Source organism: Paraburkholderia caribensis, from assembly GCF_002902945.1.
GTDB lineage: Bacteria > Pseudomonadota > Gammaproteobacteria > Burkholderiales > Burkholderiaceae > Paraburkholderia > Paraburkholderia caribensis.
The window spans coordinates 3,228,495-3,243,153 of the sequence record NZ_CP026101.1; the positions used below are offsets into that span (position 1 = coordinate 3,228,495).

The window sequence follows — 14,659 nt, forward strand, 5'->3', positions numbered from 1 at the left end:
CCTGTGTTCAAGTTCTGCGCGGGTTTCCGGTTGTGTGCCGGTGTGTTCCCTCTTGCATCGATGCGTGTGGGGGTGCATCAGGCGGTGCTGCGCAGATGGTATGCCTTGCGGTCGATCCTGTCAGATCGCGCGCGCCGCCGTGCCGTTCCACCAGGCACGCGGCTGGCGCATTGTTCAGCCCAGCGCCGCCGAGACCAGCCAGCGCTTGACCAGCGGCTGCGCGCCAACGAATGCCATGCCCGTGTTGCGAACCGCGCGCGCGATATTGCCCGGCAGCCCGAACAGCTTCTGCAGGCCGTCGGTGGCGATGGTGAGCGCGCGGATGTCTTCGCTGCGCGAGCGCTCGTAGCGGCGCAACAGCACCGTGTCGCCGATATCGCGGAACGCCTCTTTCTTCACGATCACGTCCACCAGCGACGCCACGTCGCGCAAGCCCAGATTCATGCCCTGCCCCGCGAGCGGATGGATCAGGTGCGCGGCATCGCCGACCAGCGCGACGCGCGGTGCGACCAGCCGGTCGACGGTTTGCAGCGCGAGCGGAAAGCCCTGGGCGGGCGTCACGCATTCGAGCGTGCCGAGCGCGCCCATCGTCGCCCGTTCGACTTCAGCCGCGAGTTGCGCGGGATCGAGCTTGACGAGAGTGTTCGCGTGATCGGTCATCGCCGACCAGACCAGCGACACATGGCCGTCCGGCAGCGGCAGCAGCGCGATGATCTCGCCGTCGCGGAACCACTGATACGCAGTCTCGCCGTGCGGCCGCCCGGCCTTGAAGTTCGCGACGACGCCCGTCTGCCGGTAGTCGCGCCGGTTGACCTTCGCGCCGATCTGCGCGCGCACCCAGGAATGCGCGCCGTCCGCGCCGACCACGAGATCCGCTTCGAGCACGTTGCCGTTCGCGAGACCGATGGTCGCGCCGCCCGTCTTGACGTCGAGCCCCTGCGCCCGAGTGTCCAGCCACGTGAGGTTGGGCTGGAAGCGCAGTGCGGCGTCCAGCGCCTGTTCGATCAGCGACGACTCGGCGATCCATGCGAGTTGCGGCACGGACGCCTGAAACGCCGAGAAATGCAGTTCAGCGTGTGCGTCGCCGTAGACGCGCATGTCGTAGACGGGCGCGAGCCGCGCCGTGTCGAGCGCCTGCCAGACGCGCAGACGTTCGAGCAGCGCCTGCGAACTCGCGGATAGCGCGTAGACGCGCGAATCGAATACGGCGCCGGCGGGCAGCGGCTGACAATGCTGCGCGAGCAATGCGACGCGCAGGCCGCTTTGCGTGAGCGCAAGCGCCGCCGTCTTGCCGACGAGCCCGCCGCCGATCACTGCGACGTCGAAGGACTGATGGTGAGCATTCATCCGGCCATTATAGCCGTGAGGGGTGCCGGGGACGGATCGGCGGAACAGGCTTTGCGCGCGGTTTCGGCGTTGTTTGAGCAGTGATTGATGCAGATCGGGCACAAGTCTCGTCGATTGCGGACTGCATATGCACGCGCTCGCGCAGCGAACGACGCGCGCCGCAGCTTCTCCCGCTGCCGCGAGCGCGTCGCCGGACAGGGTTACAATTGCGGTTTTCGGTTATCCGACACCTTCGGCGCGCGTTTGCAGCGCGGCGGGTGTCTTACGACAGTCCGCCTGTGCCGCATGTCTTCGGCGCGTGCTTCTTGCACATGCCCGGCGCCAGCGGACTTGCGGGCCGCGGCCAGCATCGCGCCGCGCCACATTTAGCCCGCGCTCCGTTTGCCGAAGCCTGTCACCACCTGATTTTGTAGAGAACCTTCATGAGCCTCAAATGCGGCATCGTCGGCCTGCCTAACGTCGGCAAGTCCACCCTGTTCAACGCGCTGACCAAGGCGGGCATCGCCGCCGAAAACTATCCGTTCTGCACGATCGAGCCGAACGTCGGCGTGGTCGAAGTGCCGGATGCGCGTCTGACGGCGCTCGCGGGCATCGTCAAGCCTGAGCGCATCGTGCCCGCCGTGGTCGAGTTCGTCGACATCGCGGGTCTGGTGGCGGGTGCAAGCAAGGGCGAAGGCCTCGGCAACCAGTTCCTCGCGAACATCCGCGAAACGGATGCGATCACGCACGTCGTGCGCTGCTTCGAGGACGAGAACGTGATTCACGTCGCGGGCAAGGTCGATCCTGTGTCGGACATCGAAGTGATCAACACGGAACTCGCGCTCGCCGACCTCGCGACGGTCGAAAAGGCGCTCACGCGCTATGCGAAGGCCGCGAAGTCCGGCAACGACAAGGAAGCGGTGAAGCTCGCTGCCGTGCTGGAAAAGGTTCGCGTGCAACTGGACCAGGCGAAGCCGGTTCGCGGGCTCGATCTGACGGAAGAAGAGCGTCTGCTGATCAAGCCGTTCTGCCTGATTACGGCCAAGCCGGCCATGTACGTCGCGAACGTCAAGGAAGACGGCTTCGAGAACAATCCGCACCTCGACGCAGTGCGCAAGTACGCCGAAACGGAAAATGCGCCGGTGGTCGCCGTGTGCGCGGCGATCGAAGCGGAAATCGCCGATCTTGCCGATGAAGACAAGGAAGTGTTCCTCGCCGACATGGGCATGGACGAGCCGGGCCTGAACCGTGTGATTCGCGCGGGCTTCAAGCTGCTCGGTCTGCAGACGTATTTCACGGCGGGCGTGAAGGAAGTGCGCGCGTGGACGATTCATGTGGGCGATACCGCGCCGCAGGCGGCGGGCGCGATTCACACGGACTTCGAACGCGGGTTTATTCGCGCGCAGACGATCGGCTTTGACGATTACATCCAGTTCAAGGGCGAGCAAGGCGCGAAGGAAGCGGGCAAGATGCGCGCGGAAGGCAAAGAGTACGTCGTGCATGACGGCGACGTGATGAACTTTTTGTTCAACGTCTGACGAACGATTGTCAAATGCCCCCGTGCCGCTTCACGCGGTACACACAAAACTTTCCAAAGCCGCGCATCGACGCGGCTTTTTTTCGCCCTCGTTGCACGCGCACCCATCGATGCTCCGGGTATTTGCCCTTTCTCCAGTTATTCTTCCGATGTTAAATTGCCCGGTCGACACCGAGCCTTACACACAGAAAATTCACCGACGCTTTCCTGTCATCGACCACAACTAGAATCGCGCGACCGCAATTCCGCGCTTTCCGCAAAAGAAGGAGACTCTCGATGCATTGCAAGCCGCTGTTCCGTTCGCTATCCGTCGCGGCCGTTCTGGCCTTCGGCGTCCATCAAGGCGCTCACGCCGCCACTGAAATCCAGTTCTGGCATGCGATGGAAGCCGCCCTCGGCGAACGCCTGAACACGATCGCCAACGACTTCAACGCATCGCAGAGCGACTACAAGATCGTCCCCGTCTTCAAGGGCACCTACGACCAGACACTTGCAGCCGGCATCGCCGCGTATCGCAGCGGCAACGCGCCCGCGATCCTGCAGGTCTACGAAGTCGGCACCGCTACGATGATGCAGGCGAAGAAAGCCGTCATTCCCGTCTCCGACGTGTTCAAGCAGGCGGGCATGACGCTCGACGAGAAAGGCTTCGTGCCGACCATCGCCAGCTATTACAGCGACTCGAAGACAGGTCACCTGATCTCGATGCCGTTCAACAGCTCGACGCCCGTCCTCTACTACAACAAGGACGCATTCAAGAAAGCTGGCCTCGATCCGAACACGCCGCCCAAGACGTGGGCCGAACTGGAGCAGGACGCGCTGAAGCTGAAAGCAGCGGGCATGTCGTGCGGCTATTCGTCGGGCTGGCAAAGCTGGATTCAGCTCGAAAACTACAGCGCATGGCACGGCGCGCCGTTCGCGACCGAGAACAACGGCTTCGACGGCGCCGACGCGAAGCTCGAATTCAACAAGCCGCTGCAGATTGCGCACATCACGTTCCTGCAGAAAATGGCGAAAGAAGGCGCGTTCACCTATGCCGGCCGCAAGGACGAACCGGTGTCGAAGTTCTATAGCGGCGATTGCGGGATCATCACGAACTCGTCCGGCTCGCTCGCGACGATCCGCAAGTACGCGAAGTTCGACTTCGGCACGGGCATGATGCCGTACGACGCGAGCGTAAAGGGCGCGCCGCAGAACGCGATCATCGGCGGCGCGAGCCTGTGGGTGCTGTCGGGCAAGGACCCGGCCGTCTACAAGGGCGTCGCGAAGTTCCTCGCCTATCTCAGCTCGCCGCCCGTCGCCGCCAAATGGCATCAGGACACGGGTTATCTGCCCGTCACCACGGCCGCGTATCAGTTGACCCAGCAGCAGGGCTTCTACGAGAAGAATCCCGGCAGCGACACGGCTATCAGGCAGATGCTGAACAAGCCGCCTCTGCCGTACACGAAGGGCCTGCGTCTGGGCAACATGCCGCAGATCCGCACGATCATCGACGAAGAACTCGAACAGGTCTGGTCCGACAAGAAGACGCCGAAGGATGCGCTCGATTCGTCGGTGTCGCGCGGCGACGAACTGCTGCGCCGCTTCGAGAAAGCGGGCAACTGATCCGCAAAACAGGCGCGCTTTCACGCGTTAGCGTGTAGCGCGCCTCAACCGCTCACTGTTGCTAAGGACGTCGATGGACAAGCGTTCCCGCTTCGGCACCAGCCTCCTGCCGTATCTGCTCGTCGCACCGCAACTCGCGATCACACTGCTGTTCTTTCTGCTGCCCGCGGGCGAAGCCCTCTGGCAATCGACGCAGACACAGGACGCATTCGGCACGTCGAGCGAATTTGTCGGCTTGAGCAACTTCAAGCAGCTATTCGGCGACCCGCTGTATCTTGCATCGTTTGAAACGACGCTGATGTTCTGCGCGCTCGTCACCGTGTCGGGCCTCGCGATCTCGCTGCTGTTCGCCGCCTGCGCCGACCGCGTGACACGCGGCGCGAGAGCCTATCAGACGCTGTTGATCTGGCCGTACGCAGTCGCGCCCGCGATTGCCGCCGTGCTGTGGTCGTTCCTGTTCAACCCGAGCATCGGCCTCGCGACCTTCGCGCTCGGCAAGGCGGGCATCGTCTGGAATCACGCGCTCAATCCGGGCCAGGCGATGTTCCTCGTCGTGCTCGCCTCCGTGTGGAAGCAGGTCAGCTACAACTTCCTGTTCTTCTACGCTGGACTGCAGGCCATTCCGCGCTCGCTGATCGAAGCGGCCGCGATCGACGGCGCGGGTCCCGTGCGGCGCTTCTTCGGCGTCGCGCTGCCGTTGCTGTCTCCGACGACGTTCTTTCTGCTCGTCGTCAATCTCGTCTACGCGTTCTTCGACACCTTCCCGATCATCGACGCCGCGACGGGCGGCGGCCCCGCGCAATCGACGCGCACGCTGATCTACAAGATCTTCGCCGAAGGCTTCCAGGGCCTCGATATCGGCAGCTCGGGCGCGCAATCGGTGGTGCTGATGCTGATCGTGGTCGGGCTGACTGTCGTGCAGTTCCGTTTCATCGAGCGGAGGGTTCAATACTCATGATCGAGAATCGCCGCGGCTTCGATATCTTCTGCCACGTCGTGTTGCTGATCGGCGTGGTGCTGGTCGTGTTCCCCGTCTACGTCGCGTTCTGCGCGGCGACGATGAGCGAGCACGAAGTGTTCAACGTGCCGCTGTCGCTGGTGCCAAGCACGCATCTGTTTGAGAACATCGCGAACATCTGGACCCACGGCACGGGCAACGCGGCCAGCCCGTTCGGCACGATGCTCTTGAACAGCCTCGTGATGGCGCTGGTGATCGCGATCGGCAAGATTGCCGTGTCGATCATCTCGGCGTTCGCCATCGTGTTCTTCCGCTTTCCGGGCCGCAACGCCGCGTTCTGGCTGATCTTCATCACGCTGATGCTGCCCGTCGAAGTGCGCATCTTTCCGACTGTGCAGGTTGTGTCGTCGATGCATCTGAGCAACACGTACGCCGGGCTCACGCTGCCGCTGATCGCGTCCGCAACCGCGACGTTCCTGTTCCGCCAGTTCTTCCTCACGCTCCCCGACGAGCTGATGGAAGCGGCGCGCATCGACGGCGCGGGGCCGCTGCGCTTCTTCTGGGATGTGGTGCTGCCGCTGTCGAAGACAAACCTTGCGGCGCTCTTCGTGATCACGTTCATTTACGGCTGGAATCAATACTTGTGGCCGATCCTGATCACCAGCCAGCAATCGCTGACGACGGCCGTGGTCGGCATCAAGAGCATGATCGCTTCCGGCGACACCGCGACCGAATGGCATCTCGTGATGGCCGCGACGCTGCTCGCGATGCTGCCGCCGCTCGTCGTCGTGCTGGCGATGCAGCGCTGGTTCGTGCGCGGTCTCGTGGATGCTGAGAAATAAGGATAAAGAGTCATGTCTGCACTGACGCTCAAAGGCGTGAAGAAATCGTACGATGGCAAGCAGAACGTTCTGCACGGAATCAACGCGGACGTCGAGGACGGCGAGTTCGTCGTGATGGTCGGGCCGTCGGGTTGTGGCAAGTCGACCTTGCTGCGGATGGTGGCGGGGCTGGAAGCGATCACCGAGGGTGAGATTGCGATCGACGGCAAGGTCGTCAACAACCTGGAGCCGAAGGATCGCAACATCGCGATGGTGTTTCAGAACTACGCGCTTTATCCGCACATGACGGTTGCGGAGAACATGGGCTATGCGCTGAAGATCGCGGGGCTGCCGAAAACGAAGATCGAATTGCGCGTCATGACGGCTGCGAAGATTCTCGAACTGGAACCGCTGCTGTCGAGAAAGCCGCGCGAGTTGTCGGGCGGCCAGCGACAGCGGGTTGCGATGGGCCGCGCGATCGTGCGCGAGCCGGCTGTGTTTCTGTTCGACGAGCCGCTGTCGAATCTGGATGCCCGTCTGCGCGTACAGATGCGGCTCGAAATCCAGCGTCTGCATGGTCGTCTCAGGACGACGAGCCTGTACGTGACGCACGACCAGATCGAAGCGATGACGCTCGCGCAGCGTGTAATCGTGATGAACCGCGGGCATGCGGAGCAGATCGGTGCGCCCACGGAGGTTTACGAGCGGCCGGCGACGACGTTTGTTGCCGGGTTTATCGGCTCGCCGGGGATGAATTTGCTGAACGGCTGGATCACGGAGGATGGCGCTTTTTTTGAAGTCGCTGGGGAGGGGCCGAGATTGCCTTTGGCGGGCGTGCCGTGCGTCGGACGCGAGGTGACGGGGGGCCGGGCGTGTGTGCTTGGAATTCGGCCGGAGCATATGACGCCCTCTTCCGATGCCGGTGCGGCGACGGCTGCACTTGCCGTTGATTCATGCGAATTGCTCGGCGCGGATAATCTCGCGCATGGGCGCTGGGGCAAGCACGATGTGACCGTGCGGTTGCCGCATGGGCATCGGCCGCAGGCCGGTGAGCGGCTTCAGGTCGCGTTGCCCGGGCAGCATGTTCATTTCTTTGATGAGGAGAGTGGGCGGCGGCTCAATTGATCGTATTTTTTCCGCCGATGGCGGGATGTTGATGGATGCTGTGCACCGCTTATGTGATTTGCCTTTGCGCTGGCGTGCGCGTTATGAGTTTGCGCTGGCATCCGCGTTATGAGTTTGCGCTGGCATCCGCGATTTGTTAGCTCGCTTCAGGCGTCGCCCCTGTGCGGGGCGGCACCTACTTTTCTTTGCCGCCGCAAAGAAAAGTAGGCAAAAGAAAGCGGCTCACACCGCCAGCCCTAATACTTGCCTGAGGGCCCCCAAAGGGTCTTACGCTTCACACGGCAATCACGTGACCCACGTTCGTTGCCAGCGCGCTGAATGAGCGCCTCACCCGCTTCACCCACCCGTGTTTCAGCACGCCGCGCCAGACAGGCCACCGCCGCCCAGGTGGCAAACTGTGTGTCGGCTTTCGCGCCATACGCGCACCACTCCGGACCGATAGCGCATGCGTCCCACCCTGTAAGAGCGCCAAGCCATACGACGCGACAACCTACACACAGTTTGCCACCTGGGCGGCCCGTACCATTCGCTGCCGCTCACTCATGTACGGGTGTTTGACGTGGGTGAGGCGCTCATTCAGCGCGTTGGCAACGCACACGAACAAGGGCGTTGCGGTGCGAAGTGTGGGGACGTTGGGGGCCCGTGGGCAGACGTCAAGAATTGGCGGTGTGAGCCGCTTTCTTTTGCCTACTTTTCTTTGCGGCGGCAAAGAAAAGTAGGTGCCGCCCCGCACAGGGGCGACGCGTGAAGCACGCTAACAACTCGCGGATGCCAGCGAAAAGGCAAACCGCGGATGCCAGCGCAAAGACCAAAACACCAAACGGCGAAGCGTGAAGCGAGCTAACGCATCGCGGATGCCAGCGAAAAGTCATAACGCGGCTGCCAGCCCCAAACCCCAAACAAAAACCACAAAAGACACACGAAGTACAATACGGTTTCCGCCCGCAGCGCGCGCCAAATCAGACCCGCAGCGCCCGGCAATTCCAGTCACACAAAACCCAAACCCATTCACCTGACGCCGTCCGCCGTCGCGCGGACCGCGACCTCAACCCAAGCGCAAGCAAATGGCCCAATACGTCTTCACCATGAACCGGGTCGGCAAGATCGTGCCGCCCAAGCGTCAAATCCTGAAGGACATCTCGCTGTCATTCTTCCCCGGCGCCAAGATCGGCCTGCTCGGCCTGAACGGCTCGGGCAAGTCCACGCTGATCAGGATCATGGCCGGCGTCGACAAGGACATCGAAGGCGAAGCCACGCCGATGCCGAACCTGAACATCGGCTATCTGCCGCAGGAACCGCAGCTCGATCCGCAACAGACCGTGCGCGAAGCCGTCGAAGACGGTCTCGGCGACGTGTTCCACGCGCAAAAGAAGCTCGATGAAATCTACGCCGCCTACGCCGAACCGGACGCGGACTTCGACGCGCTCGCCGCCGAGCAGGCAAAGTACGAAGCCATCCTCGCGACGTCGGACGGCGGCAGCCCCGAGCAACAGCTCGAAGTCGCCGCCGACGCGCTGCGCCTGCCGCCGTGGGACGCGAAGATCGAAAACCTGTCTGGCGGCGAAAAGCGCCGCGTCGCGCTCTGCAAACTGCTGCTCCAGAAGCCCGACATGCTGCTGCTCGACGAACCGACCAACCACCTCGACGCCGAATCCGTCGAATGGCTCGAACAGTTCCTCACGCGCTTCCCCGGCACCGTCGTCGCCGTCACCCACGACCGCTACTTCCTCGACAACGCCGCCGAATGGATTCTCGAACTCGACCGCGGCCACGGCATTCCATGGAAGGGCAACTACAGCAGCTGGCTCGATCAGAAGGAAGAGCGCCTGAAGCAGGAAGAAGCGTCCGAATCGGCGCGTCAAAAGGCGATCAAGAAAGAACTGGAATGGGTGCGCCAGAACCCCAAGGGCCGCCAGGCGAAGTCGAAGGCACGTATCGCCCGCTTCGAGGAACTGAACAGCCAGGAATACCAGAAGCGCAACGAGACCCAGGAAATCTTCATCCCCGTCGGCGACCGCCTCGGCAATGAAGTGATCGAATTCAAGAACGTCAGCAAGTCGTATGGCGATCGCCTGCTCATCGACGACCTCAGCCTGAAGATTCCGGCGGGCGCGATCGTCGGCATCATCGGCCCCAACGGCGCCGGCAAGTCGACGCTCTTCCGCATGCTGACGGGCAAAGAGCAGCCGGACTCGGGCGAAATCGTCCAGGGCCCGACCGTCAAGCTCGCCTACGTCGATCAGAGCCGCGACGCGCTCGACGGCTCGAAGACGGTGTTCGAAGCAATCTCCGGCGGCGCAGACGTGCTGACGGTCGGCAAGTACGAAACGCCGTCGCGCGCGTATATCGGCCGCTTCAACTTCAAGGGCGGCGACCAGCAGAAGATCGTCGGCAATCTGTCGGGCGGCGAGCGCGGCCGTCTGCATCTGGCGAAAACGCTGATCGCAGGCGGCAACGTGCTGCTGCTGGACGAGCCGTCGAACGATCTCGACGTCGAAACGCTGCGCGCGCTCGAAGACGCGCTGCTCGAATTCGCCGGCTCGGTGATGGTGATCTCGCACGATCGCTGGTTCCTCGACCGTATCGCGACGCACATCCTCGCGTTCGAAGGCGATTCGCAAGTCACGTTCTTCAACGGCAATTACCAGGAGTACGAAGCGGACAAGCGCGCACGTCTCGGCGAAGAAGCAGCGCGTCCGAAGCGTTTGCGCTACAAGCCGATCACCCGTTAAGCGTCCGCCGTTCCGATGTATCGCCGTCCGCAGCCGGGCCGTTTTTTTCCACGGTTCGATGCGGACGGCATAAGAGTTGCTCCTTCGCTCGCAGGATCGCATGCGATCCTCGCAGTTCCCGAACGCGGGCACCCGTTGCCTGCGCCGCGCATCCGGTGCCTCGAGCGCATCATGTGCGGCAATCCGCAATACATAACCCGAACCACGGCCAGCGCACGGACGAGGAGGTCGCATGGCGATGTCGATGGGCAAGCGCGTGACGTTGGCCGTCGCAGGCGCAATCGTGCTGCTTGCCGTCGTTGCGCTGGGCGGGTGGTATTTCGTGCAACACGAAGTGAAAGAGCGCGTCGCGGAGGCACTCGCGCCGCTCGGCACAGCCGAGCGCATCGACGTGGGGTTGTCGGCGATTACGCTGCGCCACGTCCGGCTGACGGCGCCCAGCGACTGGCCGACACCCGACGCCCTCACCGCCGACGAAATCACCATGACACCCGACATACGCGATCTGTTCGCGCATCGCGTGCATCTGCAAAGCGTCGTGGTGCGCGGCTTCAGTCTGGTGCTCGTGCGCACCGCGAGCGGCAGGCTGGAAATCCTGCCCAAGCTGCGTCAAGCGGTCAGCCGTCCCGGCCAGCCGGCAAGCGAAGCGAGCAGCGCGGCGGACAACCGCCCGCCGTTACCCGCCGAAAAACTCATCGATCACATCGCGTTCGCCGACGGCCAGTTCGTCTTTTACGACGAGATGATCCGCAAGCCGCCTTACAAAGTGACCGTCAGCGACGCGAGCGCAACGGTCGATCACATCCATCTGCCCGACCTCACCGAGCCGACCAGGCTGTCTGTCAAAGGCTCGATCAAAGGGCCGGCGCACACGGGCACGGTGACGTTCGACGGCTGGATGAAGATAGCCAGCAAGGACTCGCAGACGACCACGACGCTGCGCGGCGTCGACGTCGTGACGCTCGATCCGTATCTGTTGAAGAAGGCAGGCACGAAAACGCAGGTCACGGGCGGCACGCTCGACCTCAATCTGCAGGCGACGGTGACGAGCTATCACATTCACGCGCCCGGCACCGTCACGCTGCATCATCTGCAGCTCGCCGCGACGGACGACCCGCTCGACACGTTCATGCAAATCCCGGCGCGCGCCGCCGTCGCCGCGCTCAAAAAACACGGCGACGACATCACGCTGCACTTCGTCATAGACGGCAATCTGCGCGATCCGAAGTTCAAGCTCAATGAAAGCGTGATGACGGAGCTGCGCGCGAACTTCGCGAAGGCGCTCGGCGTTAGCGCCGAGGGCGTCGCGAAGGGTGCGGGCGAAACGGTGAAAGGATTAGGAAACGCGCTGAAAAATTTACTGGGTCAGTGAGGCCGCTTCAGCGCAGTCTTACACGGGCAAACCCAGTTCGCGGAGTTTCGCCTCCGTTTGCGTGGCGTTCGTGTGATGCACGCCATGCCAGCCCAGTTCCGTCGCGGCGGCCGCGTTCTTGAGGTTGTCGTCGATGAAAACGAGTTCGTGCGCCTCGATGTCCGGCAGATGCGCGCGGATACGGCTTAGCATCTCCGCGAAAATCGCCGGGTCGGGCTTGACCATCTTCACGCGCCCGGACACGACGATGTCCTTGAAGCGCCGCAACACAGGGTAGTGCTCCCACGCATACGGGAAGGTCTCGTCCGACCAGTTCGTCAGGCCGAAGAGCGGCACATTCGCGGCTTCGAGCTTCGCCACGGTCGCGACGCCGTCTTCGAGCTCGCCCGCCACCATGTGATGCCAGCGCTCGTAAAACGCCCGAATCAGCGCTTCGTGCTCGGGAAACTTCGCGACCAGTTCGGCTGTGCCTTCGGCGATCGGCTGCCCGCCGTCCTGACGGATGACCCAGTCCATCGTACAGACGTTCGACAGGAACCATGCGCGCTCGGCATCGTCGGGAATCAGCTCGCGATACAGATACTGCGGGCTCCAGTCGATCAGCACGCCGCCAAAATCGAATACGACTGCCTTGATGGTCATGCGAACTCCGTTTGCAGAATGTCAGCGAGAGGACGCACCTTGACGCGCTTGCCCGTCATCGACGAATTCGCCCAGACGAAGTTCTGGTGCTCGACGATCTTGTCGGCGGTGAGGTGCGGCTTGTCTTGCGTGGTGTGCAGATCGGCGACGACGGTCGTGCGCAGACCGAGCAATTCGGCGCGGCGCGCCGTAGCGTTGACGCAGAACTCGGACGCGTAACCGCAGATCACCACGCTATCGATGTCTCGTTGACGAAGTTGATCGGCCAGCGGCGTCGCATGAAACGAGTCGCCGACTGTCTTGTAGATCGACGCGTCCGCTTGCGCGCGCTCCAGCGCGGCGGGCAACTGCCAGGCGTCGCTGCCGCGCGCAAGTGGACCGTTAGCGTCGCTCTCGTGCTGCACGAAGAAGACAGGCGCATTCGCATTGCGCGCTGCCGCCGTGAGCCGGTTGATGCCGTCGATTACTTCGTTGCCGCGATACGCGGGAGAAGGCCCGCTGAAAAACATCTGCTGTACGTCGATGACGATGACGGCAACACCGGACATGCGAGCCTCGCTATTCGATGGCAATGGATGGTTGAGCGAAACGGCGACGTTGAACGACCGAGCCGCCGTTCAGAAGCGACTCGCCAGCATAGCTGCGAACGGGATTCAGTGTAAAACCCGCTGCACGATCGGCTCGCCTCGTTTTCGAGCGATCGCGCAGCGGAATGCGGCACGTCAGACCGGCCGCGTGCGCGTCTCCAGCCACGCCTTCGCGTCGCCCGACACATGCGGCGACACGCGCGTGCGCACCATCTCGTGATACGCGTTGAGCCACGCGCGCTCGTCGTCGTTCAACAGGTTCAGCGCGACGCAGCGCGTGTCGATCGGGCACAGCGTCAGCGTTTCGAATTCGAGGAAATCGCCGAACTCGGTTTTTCCGGCCGAGCGATTGAGCACCAGATTCTCGATACGGATGCCCCACTTGCCCGGACGATAGATACCCGGCTCAATCGACGTGATCATGCCCTCTTCCATCGCCGTCCACGCCTCGGCGGGCGCGTAGTGCGAAATCACCTGCGGACCTTCGTGCACATTCAGGAAGTAGCCGACGCCGTGGCCCGTGCCGTGTCCGTAGTCCGCGCCCGCTTCCCAGATCGGCGCGCGCGCGATCGAATCGAGCATGGGCGAACGGATGCCGCGCGGAAACTTCGCGCGCGACAGCGCCATCGTGCCCTTCAGCACGGTCGTGAAGTCGCGGCGATGTTCGTCGTTGATCGTCCCGATCGGCACGACGCGCGTGATATCAGTCGTGCCGCTCAGATACTGGCCGCCCGAGTCGATCAGCAGCAGGCCGTTGCCTTCGATAGTGGAATGCGACGCGGGTGTCGCGCGGTAATGCGGCATCGCGCCGTTCGCATTGAAGCCGGCGATGGTCGCGAAGCTCAGCGTAACGAAGCCTGGCCGGCGCGCGCGCGCTGCAGTGAGCTGTTCGTCGATGGTCAGCTCGGTGATCTTTTCGCGGCCCAACGCGCCTTCGAACCACGCGAAAAATTCGGCGAGTGCCGCACCGTCCTGCTCCATTGTCGAACGGACGTGTTCGGCTTCGGCTTCCGTCTTGCGCGACTTGAAGAACGTGGACGGATTCACAGCCTCCACGATCCCCACGGAAGCCGGCACTGATTGCAACAGGCCATACGTAATGCGGCGCGGGTCGATTAGCAGCGTCTGGCCGTCCGGCAGCGCGGCGAGCGCGTCGGCTGCCTTCGCGTACGGCTCGACGCGAATGCCGTCGCGTGCGAGCGACTCGGCCAGTTCCGCCGGCACCTTGCCGTCGACCACGAACAGCGACGCACGCTCCAACCCGATCAACGCGTGCGCGACGAATACCGGGTTGTAGTTCACGTCCGCGCCGCGCAGATTCAGCAGCCAGGCGAGATCGTCGAGCGTGGAGATGAAGTGCCACTGCGCGCCCTTTTCCCGCATGGCGCGGCGGATCTGGTCGAGCTTCTGCGCGCGCGGCACGCTCGCGTGCGGCGCGACGTGTTCGTAGACGGCAGCCGTCGGCAGCGACGGGCGCTGCGGCCAGACGGTGTCGAGCAGATCGAGGTCCGTGCGCAGCTCGACGCCGCGAGCCTTCAGCGCGTCGGTCAGCGCGCGCGCCGCCGCGACGCCTAGCACCGCGCCGTCGACGCCGACCGTCGCGCCCGCCGGCACGTTCTGCGCGAGCCAGTCGATGTGCGGCGCGCTTTGCTGCCCGCCGAACATCTTCATCAGCTGGATGCCCGTGCCCGCCAGTTGCGCCTCGGCCTGCACCCAATAGCGGCTGTCCACCCACAGCCCGGCGAAATCCGCCGTCACGACCAGCGTGCCGACCGAGCCAGTGAAGCCCGACAGCCATTCGCGGCCTTGCCAGCGGCCGGGCAGATATTCGGAAAGATGCGGGTCCGCCGATGGCACGAGCCAGGCGGCGAGGCCCGCCTGCTTCATCGCGCTTCGCAGTTGCGCAATGCGCTCTGGGATCGAGGCGGTTTCGGGGAGACGTACGTTCATCGGTTTC

Annotated in this window: 11 protein-coding genes; 7 read left to right on the plus strand and 4 right to left on the minus strand. The window is 63.3% G+C overall.

Going from position 1 to position 14,659, the window contains the following annotated elements; translation table 11 throughout:
- Positions 1-174: 174 nt before the first annotated feature.
- Positions 175-1,347, minus strand: a complete 1,173-nt coding sequence (locus C2L66_RS14285) for a UbiH/UbiF family hydroxylase (protein ID WP_060599638.1) — start codon at positions 1,345-1,347, stop codon at positions 175-177.
- 422 nt (positions 1,348-1,769) lie between these two features.
- Here C2L66_RS14285 and ychF point away from each other — a divergent pair, with 422 nt between their 5' ends.
- From ychF to C2L66_RS14320, 7 genes are all read left to right on the plus strand, one after another.
- Positions 1,770-2,864 (plus strand): redox-regulated ATPase YchF, encoded by a 1,095-nt coding sequence (gene ychF, locus C2L66_RS14290; protein WP_054929079.1) that lies wholly within the window; start codon positions 1,770-1,772, stop codon positions 2,862-2,864.
- Positions 2,865-3,139: 275 nt separating this feature from the next.
- Complete coding sequence (gene ugpB, locus C2L66_RS14295) at positions 3,140-4,465, plus strand: sn-glycerol-3-phosphate ABC transporter substrate-binding protein UgpB (protein WP_060599637.1); 1,326 nt, start codon at positions 3,140-3,142, stop codon at positions 4,463-4,465.
- 73 nt (positions 4,466-4,538) lie between these two features.
- Positions 4,539-5,423 (plus strand): sn-glycerol-3-phosphate ABC transporter permease UgpA, encoded by an 885-nt coding sequence (gene ugpA / locus C2L66_RS14300; protein ID WP_060599636.1) that lies wholly within the window; start codon positions 4,539-4,541, stop codon positions 5,421-5,423.
- Positions 5,420-6,265, plus strand: coding sequence for a sn-glycerol-3-phosphate ABC transporter permease UgpE (gene ugpE / locus C2L66_RS14305; protein WP_060599635.1), 846 nt, complete (start codon positions 5,420-5,422; stop codon positions 6,263-6,265). The genes ugpA and ugpE overlap by 4 nt, the downstream gene beginning before the upstream one ends.
- Before the next feature lie 12 nt (positions 6,266-6,277).
- Positions 6,278-7,369 carry a sn-glycerol-3-phosphate import ATP-binding protein UgpC gene (locus C2L66_RS14310; RefSeq protein ID WP_060599634.1) on the plus strand — a complete coding sequence of 364 codons (1,092 nt, stop codon included), beginning with the start codon at positions 6,278-6,280 and terminating at the stop codon, positions 7,367-7,369.
- 1,064 nt (positions 7,370-8,433) lie between these two features.
- The gene (gene ettA, locus C2L66_RS14315; protein WP_035989071.1) at positions 8,434-10,101 is read left to right on the plus strand and encodes an energy-dependent translational throttle protein EttA; all 1,668 of its coding nucleotides are present in this window, start codon (positions 8,434-8,436) and stop codon (positions 10,099-10,101) included.
- 232 nt (positions 10,102-10,333) lie between these two features.
- Entirely contained in the window at positions 10,334-11,473 is a 1,140-nt protein-coding gene (locus C2L66_RS14320) for a DUF748 domain-containing protein (RefSeq protein WP_060599633.1), read from the plus strand.
- 18 nt (positions 11,474-11,491) lie between these two features.
- Here the strand turns inward: C2L66_RS14320 and C2L66_RS14325 are convergent, their stop codons facing one another.
- From C2L66_RS14325 to C2L66_RS14335, 3 genes are all read right to left on the minus strand, one after another.
- Positions 11,492-12,115, minus strand: coding sequence for an HAD family hydrolase (locus C2L66_RS14325; RefSeq protein WP_060599632.1), 624 nt, complete (start codon positions 12,113-12,115; stop codon positions 11,492-11,494).
- Complete coding sequence (locus C2L66_RS14330) at positions 12,112-12,663, minus strand: cysteine hydrolase family protein (RefSeq protein WP_060599631.1); 552 nt, start codon at positions 12,661-12,663, stop codon at positions 12,112-12,114. The genes C2L66_RS14325 and C2L66_RS14330 overlap by 4 nt, the downstream gene beginning before the upstream one ends.
- A 174-nt stretch (positions 12,664-12,837) precedes the next feature.
- Positions 12,838-14,652, minus strand: a complete 1,815-nt coding sequence (locus C2L66_RS14335; protein WP_060599630.1) for an aminopeptidase P family protein — start codon at positions 14,650-14,652, stop codon at positions 12,838-12,840.
- Positions 14,653-14,659 lie beyond the last annotated feature (7 nt).

What these genes read in the sequence shown, in the direction of transcription:
- C2L66_RS14320 (WP_060599633.1), top strand. Translation starts at nt 10,334, where the DNA reads ATGGCGATGTCGATGGGCAAGCGCGTGACGTTGGCCGTCGCAGGCGCA.
- C2L66_RS14325 (WP_060599632.1), bottom strand. Translation starts at nt 12,115, where the DNA reads ATGACCATCAAGGCAGTCGTATTCGATTTTGGCGGCGTGCTGATCGAC.
- C2L66_RS14330 (WP_060599631.1), bottom strand. Translation starts at nt 12,663, where the DNA reads ATGTCCGGTGTTGCCGTCATCGTCATCGACGTACAGCAGATGTTTTTC.
- ugpE (WP_060599635.1), top strand. Translation starts at nt 5,420, where the DNA reads ATGATCGAGAATCGCCGCGGCTTCGATATCTTCTGCCACGTCGTGTTG.
- C2L66_RS14310 (WP_060599634.1), top strand. Translation starts at nt 6,278, where the DNA reads ATGTCTGCACTGACGCTCAAAGGCGTGAAGAAATCGTACGATGGCAAG.
- ychF (WP_054929079.1), top strand. Translation starts at nt 1,770, where the DNA reads ATGAGCCTCAAATGCGGCATCGTCGGCCTGCCTAACGTCGGCAAGTCC.
- ugpA (WP_060599636.1), top strand. Translation starts at nt 4,539, where the DNA reads ATGGACAAGCGTTCCCGCTTCGGCACCAGCCTCCTGCCGTATCTGCTC.
- C2L66_RS14285 (WP_060599638.1), bottom strand. Translation starts at nt 1,347, where the DNA reads ATGAATGCTCACCATCAGTCCTTCGACGTCGCAGTGATCGGCGGCGGG.
- ettA (WP_035989071.1), top strand. Translation starts at nt 8,434, where the DNA reads ATGGCCCAATACGTCTTCACCATGAACCGGGTCGGCAAGATCGTGCCG.
- C2L66_RS14335 (WP_060599630.1), bottom strand. Translation starts at nt 14,652, where the DNA reads ATGAACGTACGTCTCCCCGAAACCGCCTCGATCCCAGAGCGCATTGCG.
- ugpB (WP_060599637.1), top strand. Translation starts at nt 3,140, where the DNA reads ATGCATTGCAAGCCGCTGTTCCGTTCGCTATCCGTCGCGGCCGTTCTG.